Origin of the sequence: Bordetella genomosp. 5 (genome assembly GCF_002261475.1) — a bacterium.
In the GTDB taxonomy this organism is placed as follows: Bacteria; Pseudomonadota; Gammaproteobacteria; order Burkholderiales; family Burkholderiaceae_B; genus Bordetella.
On the sequence record NZ_NEVN01000001.1, the window covers coordinates 108,678 to 124,072 of the forward strand.

At 67.8% G+C, this 15,395-nt stretch carries 17 protein-coding genes; 10 read left to right on the plus strand and 7 right to left on the minus strand.

The features are described from left to right. Nucleotides 1-31 precede the first annotated feature (31 nt). On the minus strand, nucleotides 32-928 hold the full coding sequence (locus CEK29_RS00550) for an oxidoreductase (protein WP_094857058.1): 897 nt from the start codon (nucleotides 926-928) through the stop codon (nucleotides 32-34). Nucleotides 929-1,100: 172 nt separating this feature from the next. Between CEK29_RS00550 and CEK29_RS00555 the strand changes: the two genes are divergently transcribed. Then, nucleotides 1,101-2,078, plus strand: coding sequence for a hypothetical protein (locus tag CEK29_RS00555; protein WP_094857059.1), 978 nt, complete (start codon nucleotides 1,101-1,103; stop codon nucleotides 2,076-2,078). A 39-nt stretch (nucleotides 2,079-2,117) separates the two neighbouring features. Here CEK29_RS00555 and CEK29_RS00560 read toward each other — a convergent pair whose 3' ends face one another. Beyond that, the gene (locus CEK29_RS00560; RefSeq protein ID WP_094857060.1) at nucleotides 2,118-2,540 is read right to left on the minus strand and encodes a hypothetical protein; all 423 of its coding nucleotides are present in this window, start codon (nucleotides 2,538-2,540) and stop codon (nucleotides 2,118-2,120) included. A gap of 52 nt (nucleotides 2,541-2,592) precedes the next feature. Then, nucleotides 2,593-3,516: a LysR family transcriptional regulator gene (locus tag CEK29_RS00565; RefSeq protein WP_094857061.1), complete on the minus strand. Its 924-nt coding sequence runs from the start codon at nucleotides 3,514-3,516 to the stop codon at nucleotides 2,593-2,595. 109 nt (nucleotides 3,517-3,625) lie between these two features. Between CEK29_RS00565 and CEK29_RS00570 the strand changes: the two genes are divergently transcribed. Beyond that, complete coding sequence (locus CEK29_RS00570; RefSeq protein WP_094857062.1) at nucleotides 3,626-4,510, plus strand: aldo/keto reductase family oxidoreductase; 885 nt, start codon at nucleotides 3,626-3,628, stop codon at nucleotides 4,508-4,510. Between the two features lie 69 nt (nucleotides 4,511-4,579). Here the strand turns inward: CEK29_RS00570 and CEK29_RS00575 are convergent, their stop codons facing one another. Beyond that, the gene (locus CEK29_RS00575; protein ID WP_094798282.1) at nucleotides 4,580-5,080 is read right to left on the minus strand and encodes a hypothetical protein; all 501 of its coding nucleotides are present in this window, start codon (nucleotides 5,078-5,080) and stop codon (nucleotides 4,580-4,582) included. A 215-nt stretch (nucleotides 5,081-5,295) separates the two neighbouring features. After that, the gene (locus CEK29_RS00580; protein WP_094857063.1) at nucleotides 5,296-6,759 is read right to left on the minus strand and encodes an autotransporter outer membrane beta-barrel domain-containing protein; all 1,464 of its coding nucleotides are present in this window, start codon (nucleotides 6,757-6,759) and stop codon (nucleotides 5,296-5,298) included. 8 nt (nucleotides 6,760-6,767) lie between these two features. Here CEK29_RS00580 and CEK29_RS00585 point away from each other — a divergent pair, with 8 nt between their 5' ends. From CEK29_RS00585 to CEK29_RS00610, 6 genes are all read left to right on the plus strand, one after another. Then, nucleotides 6,768-7,061: a helix-turn-helix transcriptional regulator gene (locus CEK29_RS00585; protein WP_094857064.1), complete on the plus strand. Its 294-nt coding sequence runs from the start codon at nucleotides 6,768-6,770 to the stop codon at nucleotides 7,059-7,061. Between the two features lie 56 nt (nucleotides 7,062-7,117). Beyond that, complete coding sequence (locus tag CEK29_RS00590) at nucleotides 7,118-7,420, plus strand: ArsR/SmtB family transcription factor (protein WP_094798712.1); 303 nt, start codon at nucleotides 7,118-7,120, stop codon at nucleotides 7,418-7,420. A gap of 87 nt (nucleotides 7,421-7,507) precedes the next feature. Then, complete coding sequence (locus CEK29_RS00595; protein WP_094857311.1) at nucleotides 7,508-8,482, plus strand: zinc-dependent alcohol dehydrogenase family protein; 975 nt, start codon at nucleotides 7,508-7,510, stop codon at nucleotides 8,480-8,482. Nucleotides 8,483-8,577: 95 nt separating this feature from the next. Continuing rightward, the gene (locus CEK29_RS00600) at nucleotides 8,578-9,006 is read left to right on the plus strand and encodes a DUF2231 domain-containing protein (RefSeq protein ID WP_094798285.1); all 429 of its coding nucleotides are present in this window, start codon (nucleotides 8,578-8,580) and stop codon (nucleotides 9,004-9,006) included. Next, a complete protein-coding gene (locus CEK29_RS00605; protein WP_094857065.1) occupies nucleotides 9,003-10,307 on the plus strand; it encodes a PQQ-dependent sugar dehydrogenase in 1,305 nt (434 codons plus the stop codon). The genes CEK29_RS00600 and CEK29_RS00605 overlap by 4 nt, the downstream gene beginning before the upstream one ends. A 115-nt stretch (nucleotides 10,308-10,422) precedes the next feature. Then, nucleotides 10,423-11,319: a LysR family transcriptional regulator gene (locus tag CEK29_RS00610; RefSeq protein WP_094857066.1), complete on the plus strand. Its 897-nt coding sequence runs from the start codon at nucleotides 10,423-10,425 to the stop codon at nucleotides 11,317-11,319. Here CEK29_RS00610 and CEK29_RS00615 read toward each other — a convergent pair. Both CEK29_RS00615 and CEK29_RS00620 read right to left on the minus strand, forming a co-directional pair. Continuing rightward, complete coding sequence (locus CEK29_RS00615) at nucleotides 11,304-12,344, minus strand: Kelch repeat-containing protein (protein WP_094857067.1); 1,041 nt, start codon at nucleotides 12,342-12,344, stop codon at nucleotides 11,304-11,306. The two genes, CEK29_RS00610 and CEK29_RS00615, sit on opposite strands and share 16 nt — an antisense overlap. Before the next feature lie 218 nt (nucleotides 12,345-12,562). Continuing rightward, a complete protein-coding gene (locus tag CEK29_RS00620; protein WP_094798290.1) occupies nucleotides 12,563-13,576 on the minus strand; it encodes an alpha/beta hydrolase in 1,014 nt (337 codons plus the stop codon). A gap of 101 nt (nucleotides 13,577-13,677) precedes the next feature. Here CEK29_RS00620 and CEK29_RS00625 point away from each other — a divergent pair, with 101 nt between their 5' ends. Together CEK29_RS00625 and CEK29_RS00630 are read left to right on the plus strand one after the other, a co-directional pair. After that, a complete protein-coding gene (locus tag CEK29_RS00625) occupies nucleotides 13,678-14,523 on the plus strand; it encodes an AraC family transcriptional regulator (protein WP_094857068.1) in 846 nt (281 codons plus the stop codon). Nucleotides 14,524-14,609: 86 nt separating this feature from the next. Continuing rightward, complete coding sequence (locus CEK29_RS00630) at nucleotides 14,610-15,305, plus strand: hypothetical protein (RefSeq protein WP_094857069.1); 696 nt, start codon at nucleotides 14,610-14,612, stop codon at nucleotides 15,303-15,305. Nucleotides 15,306-15,395 lie beyond the last annotated feature (90 nt).

The window sequence follows — 15,395 nt, forward strand, 5'->3', positions numbered from 1 at the left end:
GTAGAGAACCTGTCCGGGCCTGAGGCCCGCGTCAGCCCGGGCCGTCGCTCGCTGCGGCGAGGAGCGGTACGACGACGTCGCTGATGGGCGTGGGGATGCCGTGGATCATGCCGCGGCGCGCGATGACGCCGTTGCGCACATCCCATTCGAGCGGGCGACTTGCTTCGCGATCGGTCAGGATGGACGTGCTCATGTCCGCCGCGGAAGCCTGAAACTTGCGCAGGATCTCCTGCGGCACTTCGTCGCCGAGCTCGGCGCCTTCGGCGCGGGCGACGGCGAGACACTCGTGCAGGTAGACCAGTGTCAGCCGGGCGATGTCGGGCCGCGTGTACATGCCCGAGCGGCGGTGCGTCAGGGCCATGAGCCCGGCCACCGCGTTCTGCATCAGCTTGCGCCAGGCCTCGGCCTTGAAGTTCGCGGTGATCTCGACGGCGCAGCGCGTCTGGTCCAGTGCGTCGCGCACGACGTGAGCGGCCGGTGTGTCGGGCAGGCTCAGGCGCGCGTCGCCACGCAGTCGCACGGCACCATCGGGTTGCGCCTGCGCAGGAAACCACACGACGGCCGGAACGACGGTGGCGGGCGGAGCGTGCGGGGTGACTTGCTCCACCTGCTCGACACCGTTCTGAAGCACGCACACCACCGTCTGCGGCCCACACAGCGCGGCCAGCCACGGCGCGGTGGCTTCGATCTGGGTGGCTTTGATCGCAAGAAAGACCAGGTCGGCCGTGCCGGTGAGCCGGGCGGGATCGGTCATGACCGGTCCGGGAACGATGACGCGGCGATCCCCATCCAGCAGCGTGAGCGCTTCGCGCGACGAGCGGCCGCAGAGCAGCGGTGTACGGCCGGCCTCATGCAGCGCGGCGGCGATGGTGGTGCCGATGGCGCCGGGGCCAACGATGGCGATCGATGTGTCGGTGGCGGTAATCATGACCTCGCGCTCCTCTGTGCAGGCTCACTGTATCGCGACAGTAGCCCAACAGGCCGTCTGCCACCTGAATGCGTGTAGCGCCGATGAGCTGACGGGCTGCATGCGCCTGTTTTGTCATCGGCGGCGTTCTTCGGTATGGTGCCGGGTCCCCTGATTCTGTGCGCCCTTGCCGATGCTCTCGTTCCGATCGATTCTCGCCGCGTTTCGCATTCTGTCGCGGGTCGACGCGTGGCGCCCGCCGTTCGCGGCGCGCGGTGTGGCGCTGGTCTCGGCCGGGGCGCTGTGTGCCCTGCTGAGCGGTTGCGGGCTGACGTACATGGTCGGCAAGGCGGCGGTGACGGTGCCCGGCGATCTGGCGGCGAGGGGCAATCATGCGGCCGCGTCGAACGCGATGGACCGCGGCGATGTCGATGCCGCCATCGGCCTGTTGTCCGACACGCGTTTCAACATGGTGGATAAGGCACAGATCCGTGGCCGCCCGGGGTGGGGCGAGGTCTATTACAAGGCCGCCGCGCTGGTGGATCGCGCGCACAACGACGGGCGCGTGATCGACGATGAGGTGCTGCTCACGGCCTATCAGATCCTGGCCCGGGACTACGACTACACGGTGGCGGCCCGGTATCTCACGCTGGCGCGTCCGCTGGTGGTCAAGCGCCATGGTCCGCGCAGCATGGAGCTGCTGGAGCTCGTGCTGGATGATCGGCTGATTCTGACCTCCTATTTCAAGGCAGGCGGCGCCATCGATCTGTACGGCACGCTCAACGAGATCACCATGATGGACATGGTCGATGCGCGCTCGCGCCGGCCGGCGAGCAAGCTGTCCTACGATCCCGAGTTGCTGCTGGCGTTCCCGATGCGTTTGTCGCGCGAAGACCGCGAACTGTTTTTCGAGATGGGCCGCTTTGCCTTGCTGCCGCGCGCGCAGTGGCATGATCCGGCGGCGTTCAAGCGGGTGCTGGCGACCGACGAGTATCTGTGGTGGCTGGAAGAATGGCGCAGCTTCAACGTGTACTGGCGCCTGACGCGTGCGCTGAACGAGTTCAATGCACCGGCGTCGGTATGCTGGGCGCGCGCCGCGGGCTACAAGGTGATTCCGCACGCATCGGCCACGCCGGCCGAGGTCGACCCGCCGGGCTGCCTGCAGCGCTGAAACCGGAGGCTGGCGCTGGCCTCAATGTTGGCCACGTGATCAACGCGGCTTCCAGGTCACGCCGTCGGTGCTCCGAAATTCCGGCTGACCCGTGCAGCAACCGCCGGCCCCCATCGCCTGCCGCCCGATGAAGGCGGTGACGCCGCTTTTGTCTGCCGTGAGCGACTGCCGTACGCAAGCGGTGGGCAGCGGATAGAAGACCCCTTCCAGAACCTTGGTCCAGGCCACGTTGCCGGCCCCGGCGTCGTCGACCCGGTAGACCTTGCATTCGTGGACCAGCAGATGGATGGCCTGACCGGCGAGCACGCCCTTGAATTGCTGCCCGGGTGGCGTGTCGCGCGTGGCGATGGTCTCGGCGCTGAGTGCCGATCCGGCGGGCGGCGACGGCAGCGTGGGGTCGCACGCCGCGAGCGTGCCCGCGGCGCAGAGGGTCAGCAAGAGTCGATAAGGGGATGGTGTCATCGGGACGAGGTCCGGTCAGTGGGCACGGCGTGTCCGCGCGCGACGCCGCGAATCAGCGGCGCGGCGTGCCGGCGGCGGTGTTCGATTGCTTTACGTAGTCGACAAAGGCCTTGAGCGGCGCCGGCATGAACCGGCGGCCCGGGTAGTACAGGTAGGGGCCGGGAAAGCTGGGCCACCACTGTGGCAGTACCGGCGTGAGCGCGCCGCTCTCGAATTGCGGGCGCAACCATTCTTCGAAAAGATACACCACGCCGGTCCCGGCCACGGCGGCCGCGACGGCGAGGTCCACGGCACCGCCGAGCCGCACGACCAGCGGCCCGGCGGGCTCGAGCAGATGCCGCTCGCTGCCGCGCTCGAATTCCCATGCCGGCATGGCGCCGCTCGGAAACCGGCCCCGCAGGCAGGCGTGCTGCATGAGGTCGCGCGGGTGACGCGGTGTGCCGTGCCGCGCCAGATAGGCAGGCGCGGCGCCGGCCGCGAAGCGCTGCACGCGCGGGCCGATCGGAATGGCGATCATGTCCTGCTCCAGCCCTTCGCCATAGCGCACCCCCGCGTCGCAGCCTTCGGCCAGGATGTCGACGAAGCTCTCTTCGGCCACGATGTCGAGCCGGATGTCGGGGTAAGCCGCGAGAAAGCCCGGCACGAGGTCGGGCAAGACCAGCCGCGACACGCTCAGCGGTACGTTCAGGCGCAAGGTGCCGGCGGGACGGTCGCCGCCGCGGCTGAAGGTGTCGACGGCGGCGGCGACTTCGGTGAGCGCGGGGTCGAGGCGGGCGAGGAGGTTGCGGCCGGCCTCGGTCACGGCCACGCTGCGGGTCGTGCGGTGCAGCAGCCGCGTGCCCAGGCGCTCTTCCAAGCGCCGCACGGCGTCGCTCAGACGCGATGCGTTGGTGTTGCCCAATCGGGCCGCCTCGCGAAAGCCGCCCGCGCGCGCGACGGCGACAAAGGCGTTGAGGTCGTTCAGATCGATCTGCATTGTGCGATATCCCGTACACGCTGTGCAGATTGTACGGGCTTATCAACGGCCCCGCCGCAGGTCTATCTTGAGGTCTGTCGAATCCCTTGATCCTCTGACGGAGCCTCTCATGACCTTCTCGCAATCCTCTATCGACGCCAGCGCTGACTGGCAACTCGGTGACCGCCACGTGCGTCGCCTCGGCTACGGCGCCATGCAGCTGGCGGGCCCGGGCGTGTTCGGCCCGCCCAAGGACAAGGAGGCGGCGCTCGCCGTGCTGCGTCTGGCGGTGGAATTCGGCGTGAACCATATCGACACGAGCGATTTTTACGGGCCGCACATCACCAACCAGCTCATTCGAGAGGCGCTGGCGCCCTACCCCGAAGACCTGACGATCGTGACGAAGATCGGCGCGCGCCGCGGCGACGATGCCTCGTGGCTGCCCGCTTACACGCCCGAGGCGCTGACGCAGGCCGTGCACGACAACCTGCGCAACCTGGGCCGCGATGTGCTGGAGGTGGTGAATCTGCGCATCATGTTCGATGTGCACGGCCCGGCCGAAGGTTCGATCGAGGCGCCCCTGACGGCGCTGGCCGAGCTGCAGCGCCAGGGGCTCGTGCGCCACATCGGCCTGAGCAACGTCACGCCGAAGCAGGTGGCTCAGGGCCGGGAGATCGCCGAGATCGTGTGCGTGCAGAACCAGTACAACCTGGCGCACCGCGGCGACGACGCGCTGATCGATGCGCTTGCGCGCGACGGCATCGCCTACGTGCCGTTTTTCCCGCTGGGCGGCTTCAATCCGCTGCAGTCGCAGGCGCTGTCGGCGGTGGCGGACGAGCTCGGCCACACGCCCATGCAGGTGGCACTGGCCTGGCTGCTGCGACGCTCGCCCAACATCCTGTTGATTCCGGGCACGTCGTCGACCAGCCATCTGCGCGAGAACCTGGCGGCGGGCGCACTGGTGCTGCCCGAAGACGCAATGCGTACGCTGGACGGCATCGGTGGCGCGGGCTGACCGGCGCAGGCTGACCGGCGCGGCGGGAGCGCGGCATCGCGGCGGTGTCGCGCAAGCGCGCCCGCGGGGTCAGCCCTGCCGGCCGAAGCCGCCTGCCGCCCAGTCCGAGGCGCGTTGCACGGTGAGCTTGTAGTTGGGCGCCACCGTGATCTCGGCGAGCTGCTCGCCGGATTCGTCGTAGGCGCTGAGCAGGGCGTAGGGCTCGTCTTCGTCGGGCACGATGTCGAGCTTGATGGTCAGGCGGCCGGCGTCGGTGTCGATCTTCACGCTCTTGTGCAGCGTGGCGTGCAACTGCTGCTCGTGACGGCGCAGGACTTCGTTGGCGGTCTTGACCAGCGTAATGAAGGCGGGCGAGTCGAGCGGCTTGGGATTTTTCTTGTCGCGGCCCATGGTCCAGGGGCCGACCAGCGCGGGCTCGGCCTGGCCGTCGAGGGTCATTTCCACGGCCCAGCCGTCGTCGTCTTCGTTCTTGATGATGCGGGCGGTCCAGCCGTCGTCGCGCCAGAGGGTGGGCGTCTGTTCCTTGCGGTCTTCGGACGTATCGGCGTCCGACAGGGAGTCGTCATTCACGGGGGCACTGCTCCTGGATTCGTGCGCGGCACGGCCCGACCGCCGCGGGCGATCGCAGGCCGATGCCTTGGGATGACCGTCATTTTGGCACGTCCGGCCTGCTTCCCTGGCGGGGGTGTGACCAGGAGCGCCCGCCAGGGGAGTGACCGCGAGGCCGCGCCGGTACGCGGCCCGGGCGCCCGGACGCCCGGTGCCCGGCGCAGCGATTCCCGTCGTCAGAACCGCCAGGTGGCCTTGACCGACCCGCCGGAGCTGCGCGCGCGATCGGAGAGCAGGCCGTCGTACTGCAGGCGCAGGTCGAAGCCCGCTTTGCTCGCGAGCTCGACGCCCACGGTCGCGTGCCCGAATACGCGGCCGGTCTCCAGCGTGGTGCGGAAGTCGCCGCTGCCGCCGGGCGCCGCGCCCAGCTGCGCTTTGGTCGTCCAGTTGTCGGTGCTGGCCAGCGATACCCCGACGTTGACGAAGGGCCGTGCGGTGTAGCCGTTTTTCATGTCGAAGCGCGCGCCCACTTCGACGCCGGGTGTCAGCAGCGCGGTGAACTTGTCCGCGCTCTTGACGTCCAGGTTCAGCGGGCCCGCGCCGCGCTCGCTGTACGAAGGCATGCGGGTATAGATCAGATCCAGGTTGGTGTAGGGCTTGATGTAGGCCGTGTCCGTGGCGAGTGCCGCCGGCGCGGCCGACAGGCCGGGCGAAAGATCGCTCAGCGCCGAGGCGTGTCCCGAACGTCCGGCGCTCGCTGCGTGATCCAGTTGCGCGTACAACGATCCCAGTGCTTCGTTGCTGCCGCGGTCCCAGATGTTCTGCAGATGTTCGCTGACCTCGCGCAGGTTGTTGCCCACGCCGTGCAGGTCGGAAACGGCCTGGAAGTTTGCCTGGCCTGCCGACACCGCGGCGGTCTGCCCCGTGTAGCGGGTATTGAAGCTGAACAGCGACGATGCACCGCCGACGCTCGCACCCGAAGTGAGCGTTCCGGCCTGCAGGAACGGCAGTTCGCGGTTCGGCATCAGCGTGACGGCGTCGATCCGGACATGACCGCCGAGCGACGCGGCACCGTCGACGGTCAGGGTGTCCGCGCGCCGGCCGGAGAAGTCGGCGCTGACGTGCAGGGTGCCCGCACCGCGTTGCGTGTAGTCGTTGGTCACCCGCATGCTGTCGATCCGCGCTGCCGATCCGATGAGGACGTTGCCGTCGTTGAAGACCGACCCTCTGACGGTCTGCGCGTTGAGCAGGGTGCCGGTGTTGTTGATGGCGCCCACGGTGGCGGCGCCCTGCGCGGTCAAGAGCAGCGTTCCCGAGACTTGCCCCGCGTTGTTCACCGTGGTGGTGCCGAAGCGGGTCTGCTGCACGGCCGTGGTCGAGAGAATCTTGCCGGTATTACTGACGGTGACCACGTTCGCATAGGAACCGCCATCGAGCCAGAGGCCGACGCCGTTGGGATCGTCGGTGGTGGTCTGGAGCAGACCGCCTATGTTCAGCGAGATGGGAGACGCCATGGCGGTATTGCCGTCGCTCTGGGCGAACACGCCGACCGGGTCGGGGCCGTAGGAGAGGACTCTGCCATCGACGTCCTGGGTAAACGTGATGCTGCCCGCTTTGCCACCTCCGCCCGAGGCGTGGTCGAATACCGACCCCGCGAAGCTGCCTTGCGCCCGCGGCGCCCAAAAGTCTGCGACGCGCACAGGCCTACATGCTCGAGCATCTGGGCGATCGTGTGCCGGTCGCCATGGTGGCAAGTCACTGCGGTCTGTCGGTGCGGCGGCTGCAGGCCTTGTTCCAGGATGAGTGCGGGCAGTCCCCGCTGCAATGGTTGCGGCAGCAACGACTGGAGGCGGTTCGGCGCGCGCTGTCGCAGCCTTACCCCTCCGAGACGATCAGCGCCATCGCCACGCGCTTCGGCTTCAGCCACCTCGGCGAGTTTTCGCGCGCGTATCGCCAGGCCTTCGGCGAAACGCCGCAGGAAACACGCCGCAAGGCGGCATGAAGCAGAAAATCAGTGGGCATATTGACATATCGGGAAATCTCGATATGATGGAAGCCATGGAATTACTCGACATCTTCAAAGCGCTCTCGAATCGCACGCGCCTGGACATCCTCAAGGGCTTGAAAGATCCCGAGAACAGTTTCCCTCCGCAGGACGAGGGTGACGTTCACGAGGTGGGCGTTTGCGTGAGCAGCATCCAGGAAGGCATCGGGCTGTCGCAATCGACAGTGTCCGACTACCTGGCCACGCTGCACCGTGCCGGTCTGGTCGAGGTCCGGCGCATCGGCCCCTGGACGTATTACAAGCGCAACGAAGCCACCCTTCGCGCGCTGGCCGAGGTCATCGGCAAAGAGCTCTAAGCCCCTTTGTTTTATTGCCCGCAGTTTTTTTCATCTGTTGATATCGGAATTTCCCGATATCCCAATATACCGATATAAGGAATGAACATGAAAGCGATCGTACTGACTTCTTTTGGCGGCCCCGATGCCTTTGCGCTGCGCGACGTGCCCAAGCCGGTGCCGCAGGCCGGCGAGGTGCTGGTTCGCGTGCACGCCACCTCCATCAATCCGCTGGATTACCAGATCCGGCGTGGCGACTATCCGGAATCGGTACCCCTGCCCGCGATCACCGGCCATGATGTCTCTGGCGTGGTCGAGGCGGTGGGCCCTGGTGTGACCTCGTTCGTGCCGGGCGACGAGGTCTGGTACACGCCGCAGATCTTCCAGGGGTCCGGCAGCTATGCCGAGTACCACGTCGCATCCGAGACCATCATCGGCAAGAAGCCCGCCGCGCTGAGCCACCTCGAGGCGGCGAGCCTGACGCTCGTGGGTGGCACCGCCTGGGAAGCGCTGGTCGTGCGTGCGGGGCTGCGCGTGGGCGAAAGCATCCTGATCCACGGTGGCGCGGGCGGTGTCGGCCATGTGGCGATTCAGCTCGCCAAGGCCATCGGCGCGCGGGTCCTCACGACCGCACGGGCGTCCAACGCCGAGTTCGTGCGCCGCCTGGGCGCCGACGTGGTGATCGACTACGAACAGGAAGACTACGTGGTGGCGGTGCTGCGTGAAACCGGTGGCCGGGGCGTCGACGTCGTGTTCGACACCATCGGCGGCGACACGCTGTCGCGCAGCGCCGATGTGCTGAACCAATTGGGCCGCGTGGTCTCGATCGTGGACATCGCGAAGCCGCAGAACCTGCTGCAGGCCTGGGGCAAGAACGCCAGCTATCACTTCGTCTTCACCCGCCAGCATCGCGGCAAGCTGGACGAGCTGAGTGCGCTGATCGAACGCGGGCAGCTGCGCCCGCATGTGGGGGCCGTGTATTCGCTGGCTGACATCCCGGCCGCGCATGCCCGGCTGGAGAGCCCCAACAATGGTCTGGTCGGAAAAATCGCCATTGCGGTCGAACCCAGCCTGGCGCCTTGAGGCAGGGACTGCGGGGCGCCCACACCGGCCCGCGGGCACAGGACTTGCGGGCCTTCGCGCCGCAATCCTGTGCCCCCTGTCCAAGAGGCGTCGACGTGAATCAACTCATCGAATACCGGTATTCCCCGACCGTGGGGCCCCTCCACGCGGTACTGCTCGCGGGGGCGCTGCCCCTGTTTCTGGGCGCGGCCCTGTCCGATTGGGCCTACGCCAAGACCTTCGAGATTCAGTGGAACAACTTCGCGTCCTGGCTGCTGGTGGGCGGCCTGATGATCGGCGGCCTCGCGCTGATCTTCGCCATCGTCGATCTGTTCCGGGCGCGCCAACGCGCACGCGGCATCGTGCTTTATGCCGTGGTGCTGCTGGCGGCCTGGGTGGTGGGATTCTTCAACGCGTTGATCCATGCGCGTGATGCCTGGGCCAGCATGCCCACGGGCCTGATCCTGTCTGTCGTGGGAACGCTGTTGATGCTCGTGGCCGTCTGGCTCGGCTTTCGCACGCCCCGTATCCGGAGCGCCGTATGAAAACCCTCAGCCTGCTTGCCCTCATTCCCCTGACCGCGGCGCTGGCCGTCGCCCATGCGCAACAACCGCCCGCTTCGCAGGTCGGCCCGAACCCTGACCTGCCCAAACCCGAACGCGGGCTCTTGCCCGACATGGTGATCGCCAAGCCCGCGCAGTGGGGCGACAAGCTGCCCACGGTGCCCGAGGGCTACACCATCAAGGCGATCGCCACCGATCTGAAGATCCCCCGGCAGACGCTGCTGCTGCCCAACGGCGACATTCTGGTTGCCGAGGGCAGAGGCGGCAACGCAGGCAAGCTCAAGCCCAAGGACGTGATCGCCGGCATCATCAAGGCGCGCGGCACCAGCCCGGTCAAGGGTGGCAATCGCCTGACCTTGCTGCGCGATCCCGAGGGCGACGGCACATACGAAGCATCGGTGTTCGCCGACAACCTCAACGCGCCCTACGGTCTCGCATTGATCGACAACGCGATCTACGTGGCCAACCAGGACGCGCTGGTGCGCTTCACCTATCAACCGGGGCAGACGAAGGCCAGCGGGCCACCCGAGACCGTGACGCTGCTGCCGTCGGAGTTGAATCATCACTGGACCAAGGCCATGACGGCGAGCGCCGATGGCCAGTATCTGTACGTGGGCATCGGCTCCAACAGCAATATCACCGAGCGCGGCATGGCCGTGGAGGCCGATCGCGCCATGATCTGGCGCATCAACGCACAGACCGGCGAGCACAAGCCGTATGCCACGGGGCTGCGCAATCCCACGGCGCTGACCATCCAGCCCGGCACGGATCAGCTGTGGGCGGTCGTGAACGAGCGCGACGAGATCGGCCCGGATCTGGTGCCTGACTACCTGACCTCCGTGAAGGAAGGCGCCTTTTACGGCTGGCCCTATAGCTACTGGGGCCAGCACGTCGATGATCGCGTGCGGCCGCAGGATCCGGCCAAGGTCGCGGCCGCGATCGCGCCGGATTACAGCCTGGGCGCGCACGTCGCCGCGCTCGGTGTGGATTTCTCGACCGACACCATGGGCGCGAAGTTCGCCAACGGCGCGTTCGTCGGCGAGCACGGCAGCTGGAACCGCAAGGATCCGGTGGGCTACAAAGTCGTGTTCGTACCGTTCCAGGATGGCCGGCCGTCGGGCCCGCCGGTCGATTTCGTGAGCGGGTTTCGCGATGACGACGGCACCACGCGCGGCCGTCCGGTCGGCGTGACGGTCGACCCGAAGGGCGCGCTGATCGTTGCCGACGATCTGTCGAACACGATCTGGCGCATCACGCCGACGCAGGCCGCCGCGGCGCGATAGCCATGCGGGCAGGGTCGGGCTGAAGTGTCGTAAATTGAGGGCGACGGGCGGGGCAATTGCCCTCGCCCGGCGTCATGCAGGCCTCCTGCATCGGCCCACCTTCCCTCACTCAGCCATGTCATCCCTGCGTCTGGACAGCCTGGAAATCTTCGAAGATGTCGTACGGCACGGCGGCTTCCGTGCGGCGGCGGTGAAGCGCGGCGTATCGTCGTCGGCCATCAGTCAGTCGATCACCGCGCTCGAGGCCGCGCTGGGCATCCGGCTTCTGCACCGCACGACGCGCAGCGTGTCGCCCACCGAGGCGGGCGAGCGCCTGCTCGGGCGGCTGTCGCCCGCGCTGCTCGACATCCGCACCGCCATCGACGAGCTCAATCAGTTTCGCGAGAACCCCACCGGCACCCTACGCATCAACGCGCCCGGTCCGGCGGTGGACCACGTGCTGTGTCCGCTGGCGTTTCGTTTCATGGAGACCTATCCGGACGTGAAGGTCGAGATCGTGAGCGATGCGGCGATCGTGGACATCGTGGAGCAGGGCTTCGACGCGGGCGTGCGGTTCGGCGCGCAGCTCGCGCAGGACATGGTCGCCATGCCGCTCGGCCCCGCGCTGCGCTACGCGATCGTGGCCTCGCCCGGCTATCTGCAGAAGTATCCGCGCCCCGTGCTGCCCTCCGATCTCGCGGCGCACGACTGCATCCGGCGCCGCTTCCCGGGCGGCACGACCGTCACGTGGAAGTTCGGCAAGGATGGCGAGACCCCCGAAATCGTGCCGCAGGGCCGGCTCACGCTGAGCTCCGCGCAACAGGAGCTGCAGGCCGCGCTGGCCGGCGCGGGCGTGGCGCATCTCTTCGAGGATTACGTGCGCGAGCACATCGAACAGGGCAGTCTCGTGGAGCTGCTGGTCGACTGGAAGCAGACGCTGCCGAGCTGGTGTCTGTATTACCCCAGCCGGCGGCATCCGAGCGCGGCGATGCGCGCGTTCATCGATTACGTGCGCGATTACGACTGGGCCTGAGCGTCCGGCAACACGAGCACTTCATGCACCGCGCTGGCCTGATCGCCACCCACGCGCAGACCACCGCCCACCACATGAATGCGATTGCCGATGACGGCCGCGCCCAGGCCGTGCCGCGGCGTGGGCAGGGGCGGCAGCGCGCTCCAGCGATCGCTCGCGGGCTCGTAGACCCACGCATTGGCGAACACCTTCTGCTCGGGCACCCACTGCTCGCCACCAAACACATACAGGCGTCCGCCATGCGCGGCCGCGGCCAGTCCGCCTTGTGCCTGCGGCATCGGCGCGCGCTGCGACCAGCGATCCGTGCGCGGATCGTAGACCTCGAGCTGCGCCGCATTGACCTGGCGCAGCGAGCCATCGGCCTGCTTGATCGCCTGGCGCCCGCCGACGACGAACAGGCGGCCACCGATCACCGCCGCCGCCGCGCTGTTGCGGGCGGTGGGCGCGTCGGCGATGGCCGACCAGCGCCCATTCGCCGGGTTGAACACCAGGCTGCGCGCGGTGTCGGCGTGATCGTTGAAGTGGCGTGCGTCATCGTGCGCGCGCACCCGCCCGCCCACGAGATAGAGCCGTTCCGCAATCGCGGCGAACACGCCCTCGGCCGTCGGATAGGGAATGGGCGTGCTGTCGCGCCAGCGGTTGGCGCGCGGGTCGTACACATAGGCCGAGGCCTGCGCGCGCCAGTTGGGGAAGCCGCCGCTGAAGCCGCCCACGCCGTAGAGCAGGCCGCCCGTCGCGGCCAGGGCGATGTGATGTCGGGCCTCGGGCAGCGTTGCCAGCCGGGTCCAGGCGTCCGTGGCGGGGTCGTACGACTCGAAATGCGCGGAGTAGCCGGTGTTGGGCGTGAGCAGTCCGCCCGCGACATACAGCCGTCCGTCCAGCACTTCGGGATAGAGTTCCTGGCGGGCCACGGTCGGCGCGGCCGCCGTGGTCCAGCGCGGCGCGGGGGTTTGGGCGAAGGCGGGCCGAATGAAAGGCACGGCGGCCAGGGCAGCGCCCAGGCGCAGAATGTCGCGTCGTTGCATGGTCGGTCTCGTGCGTGGAAGGGTTCGACCATGGTAGGGAGACGCGGCGCGCGACACTAGACGCTCGGGCCTTAGCGGGCTGTTCAGCGTGGGTTAACAATCATGGCGCTCTGGCGCTCTGTGCGGAGATCAGGTCGTGCCGACTCATGCAAACGCCCGCTGCGACGGGCCCACTTCGCGTGGGCCCGTCGCAGCGGGCGTGGCTGCACCTGCCTCGATTACTTCAGACGCGCCTTAAGTTCCTCGGCGGCCTGGTGCAGTGCCGAGCGGGTGGCGGGCACGTCGGACAGCACGTTGAGCAGACCGAAGTCATGGATCATGCCGTTGTAGCGGGTCACGACCACGCTCACGCCGGCGGCGTCGAGCTTGCGGCCGTAGGCTTCGCCCTCGTCGCGCAGCACGTCCTTCTCCGCGGTCTGGATCAGCGTGGGCGGCAGGCCCTTGAGCTGGTCCGGGGTAGCGAGCAGCGGCGAGGCGTGGATGTCCTGGCGTTGCTTGGGATCGGTCGTGTACGCATCCCAGAACCACTTCATCATGTTGCGCGTAAGAAAGTGGCCTTCCGCGAACTCGTCGTACGAGGCGTTTTCGAAGTTGGCGTTGGTGACCGGCCAGAACAGCACCTGCGCGCGCAGTGCGGGCTTGCCCTTCTCCTTGGCCATCTGGGCCACGACCGTGGCCATGTTGCCGCCCACGCTGTTGCCGGCGATGGCGAGACGTTTGCCGTCGACGTTGATCTGCGCGCCGTTCTCGGACACCCACTTCGTGGCCGCGTAGATCTCGTTGATCGCGACCGGATAACGGGCTTCGGGCGACGGCGTGTAGTCGACGAAGATGGCGGCCGCGCCGGAGTCGGCCACGAGATCACGCACGAAGCGTTCGTGCGTGGGGAAGTCGCCCAGGATCCAGCCGCCGCCGTGCACGAAGATGAAGCCGGGCAGCACGCCCTTGGCGCCCGCGGGGCGCACGATGTGCAGCTTGATCTGCTTGCCGTCGACCGTGATGGTCTTTTCGCTGACGTCGGCGGCAGGCAGCTTGGCACCCTGCTGAGCGCCGACCAGCACCTGGCGTGCGGCGGCGGGCGTCAGCGTTTCGAGCGGCTGGCCCCCGCCCTTGGCGAGGGCTTCCAGGAAGGCTTGCGTGTTGTGCTCGACGCCGGCGCTGCCGGCGGCGAAGGTGGTCAGGGGAGCCAGAGCCAGCAGGGAGGCGGCGAGGAGCTTGCGGGGGAAGGCCATGATGTGTTGTTCCGTGTGGGGTTGCGATGGGTGTCACTTTAGGCCCGTTGGCAAAACTAAAAGTCACGTATAGTCTTGAAAACTTGATTAGGAGTATTTTCATGGCGGACGTGTGCTCGGACCGGCTGGACGCCCTGCTGAACCGTTTTCCGGTGCGCGCGCATCTGTTCCACGCCGGAACGCTGTGCGGCATCAACGGCCTGGCCGACTCGGAAGGGGGGCGCGGCCAGCTGCATCTCGTCAAGGCGGGCACGCTGGATGTCGTCCATCCCGGGCGCGACCCGCTGCGCGTCACGGAGCCCAGCCTGCTGATGTATCCGCGCCCCATGCCGAGGCAGTTCCACACCGACCCGGAGCGCGGCGCCGACATGGCCTGTGCCGATCTGGAGTTCGACGGCGGCGCGACCAATCCGCTCGCCGCGGCCCTGCCCGACGTGGTGTGCGTGCCGCTGCGTGAGATCGATGGCGCGGCGCCGATTCTGGGCGTGCTGTTCGACGAGGCCTTCGGTGAGAACTGCGGCCGCTATCCCTTGATCGACCGCCTGTTCGAGGTGGTGCTGATCCAGATGCTGCGCCACTTGATGGAGACGGGCCGCGTGGCGGGCGGCATGCTGGCCGGCATGTCGCATCCGCAGCTGCGCCGCGCGCTGGTCGCCATGCACGAGCAGCCCGCCCACGAATGGACGCTGGCCTCGCTGGCCGACGTCTCGGGCATGTCGCGCAGCGTGTTCGCGGGGGCGTTCCGGGACGCCGTGGGCTGTACGCCCGGGCATTACCTGCAGGGCTGGCGGGTGCGGCTCACGCAGCAGGCGCTGCTTTTGGGCAAGCCACTCAAGTCGATCGCGATGGACGTGGGGTATGGCAGCGAGGCGGCGCTGTCGCGCGCGTTCAAGGCCATCAGCGGGATGACGCCGCGGGAGTGGCGGCAGGGGCAGGAGCGGGCCTGACCGCGCGCACCTCTGAAGGGCAGGCGTGCAAAAAAGGGGCCGCATCTGAGGTACGCTTGCGCCTTTCTCTTATCCCCGGTATCCCCATGAAGTCGATTCCCTTCGCGCTGGCCGCGCTGTTCTTGCCCACCCTCGTGAGCGCGGCCTATACCCCGACGCCGCTCGAAAAGGCGTTGATCGAGCACGAAATCCGCGAAGAGCACAGTGAGTTGCTCAAGGGCGCGCGCCGCGTGATCGCGCAACGCATGGATCTTTCTCATGAGGAAGTGACCGATGTGGCCAAGGCGTATGCCAACGGCCCCTCGGAGCGCTTGCCCGCGGTCATCGAAACGCCGATCCTCTTGCGCGGCAAGGTGGACACCTCCGCCACGCAGGGCACGCGCGTCACGTACGTCACCGAAGCCGGCGCGCCGGTGCGCGCGGAGCTGCCGCAAGCCTTGGCATCGCAGACCGAGCCGGTGGTGCTGTGCGACAAGCTGACGTGGAGCGACGGCGCCGTGCTGTTCACCGGCTGCGCCGACTGGAAGACGGTCGTCGAACAGAAGATCGCGCAGTACCGTGCCGAGATCACTGACTTTTTGCAGGGCAAGCCCGCGCCGGCGGACGTGAAGCGAGTCGTGGTCCAGCTGTTCGTGGTGGCGGACGATATGCCCGGCATGAGCGGCTGCCCGGATGACTACGCCAGGTGCACGGCTGCCATCCGCAACACCGACATGACGCGCGAGGGCTACGCCGCCGTGCGCGCACGCCTGACGAAGGCCGGCGTCCAGGCGGAACGCTGATCGCGGGACAGGAGCCGCCGGGGTGCGGCCGGCCAGGCACGATGATCAGCGGCGCTGAGAAACGCCTGGGATCGTCGCTGCGCTGCCGGT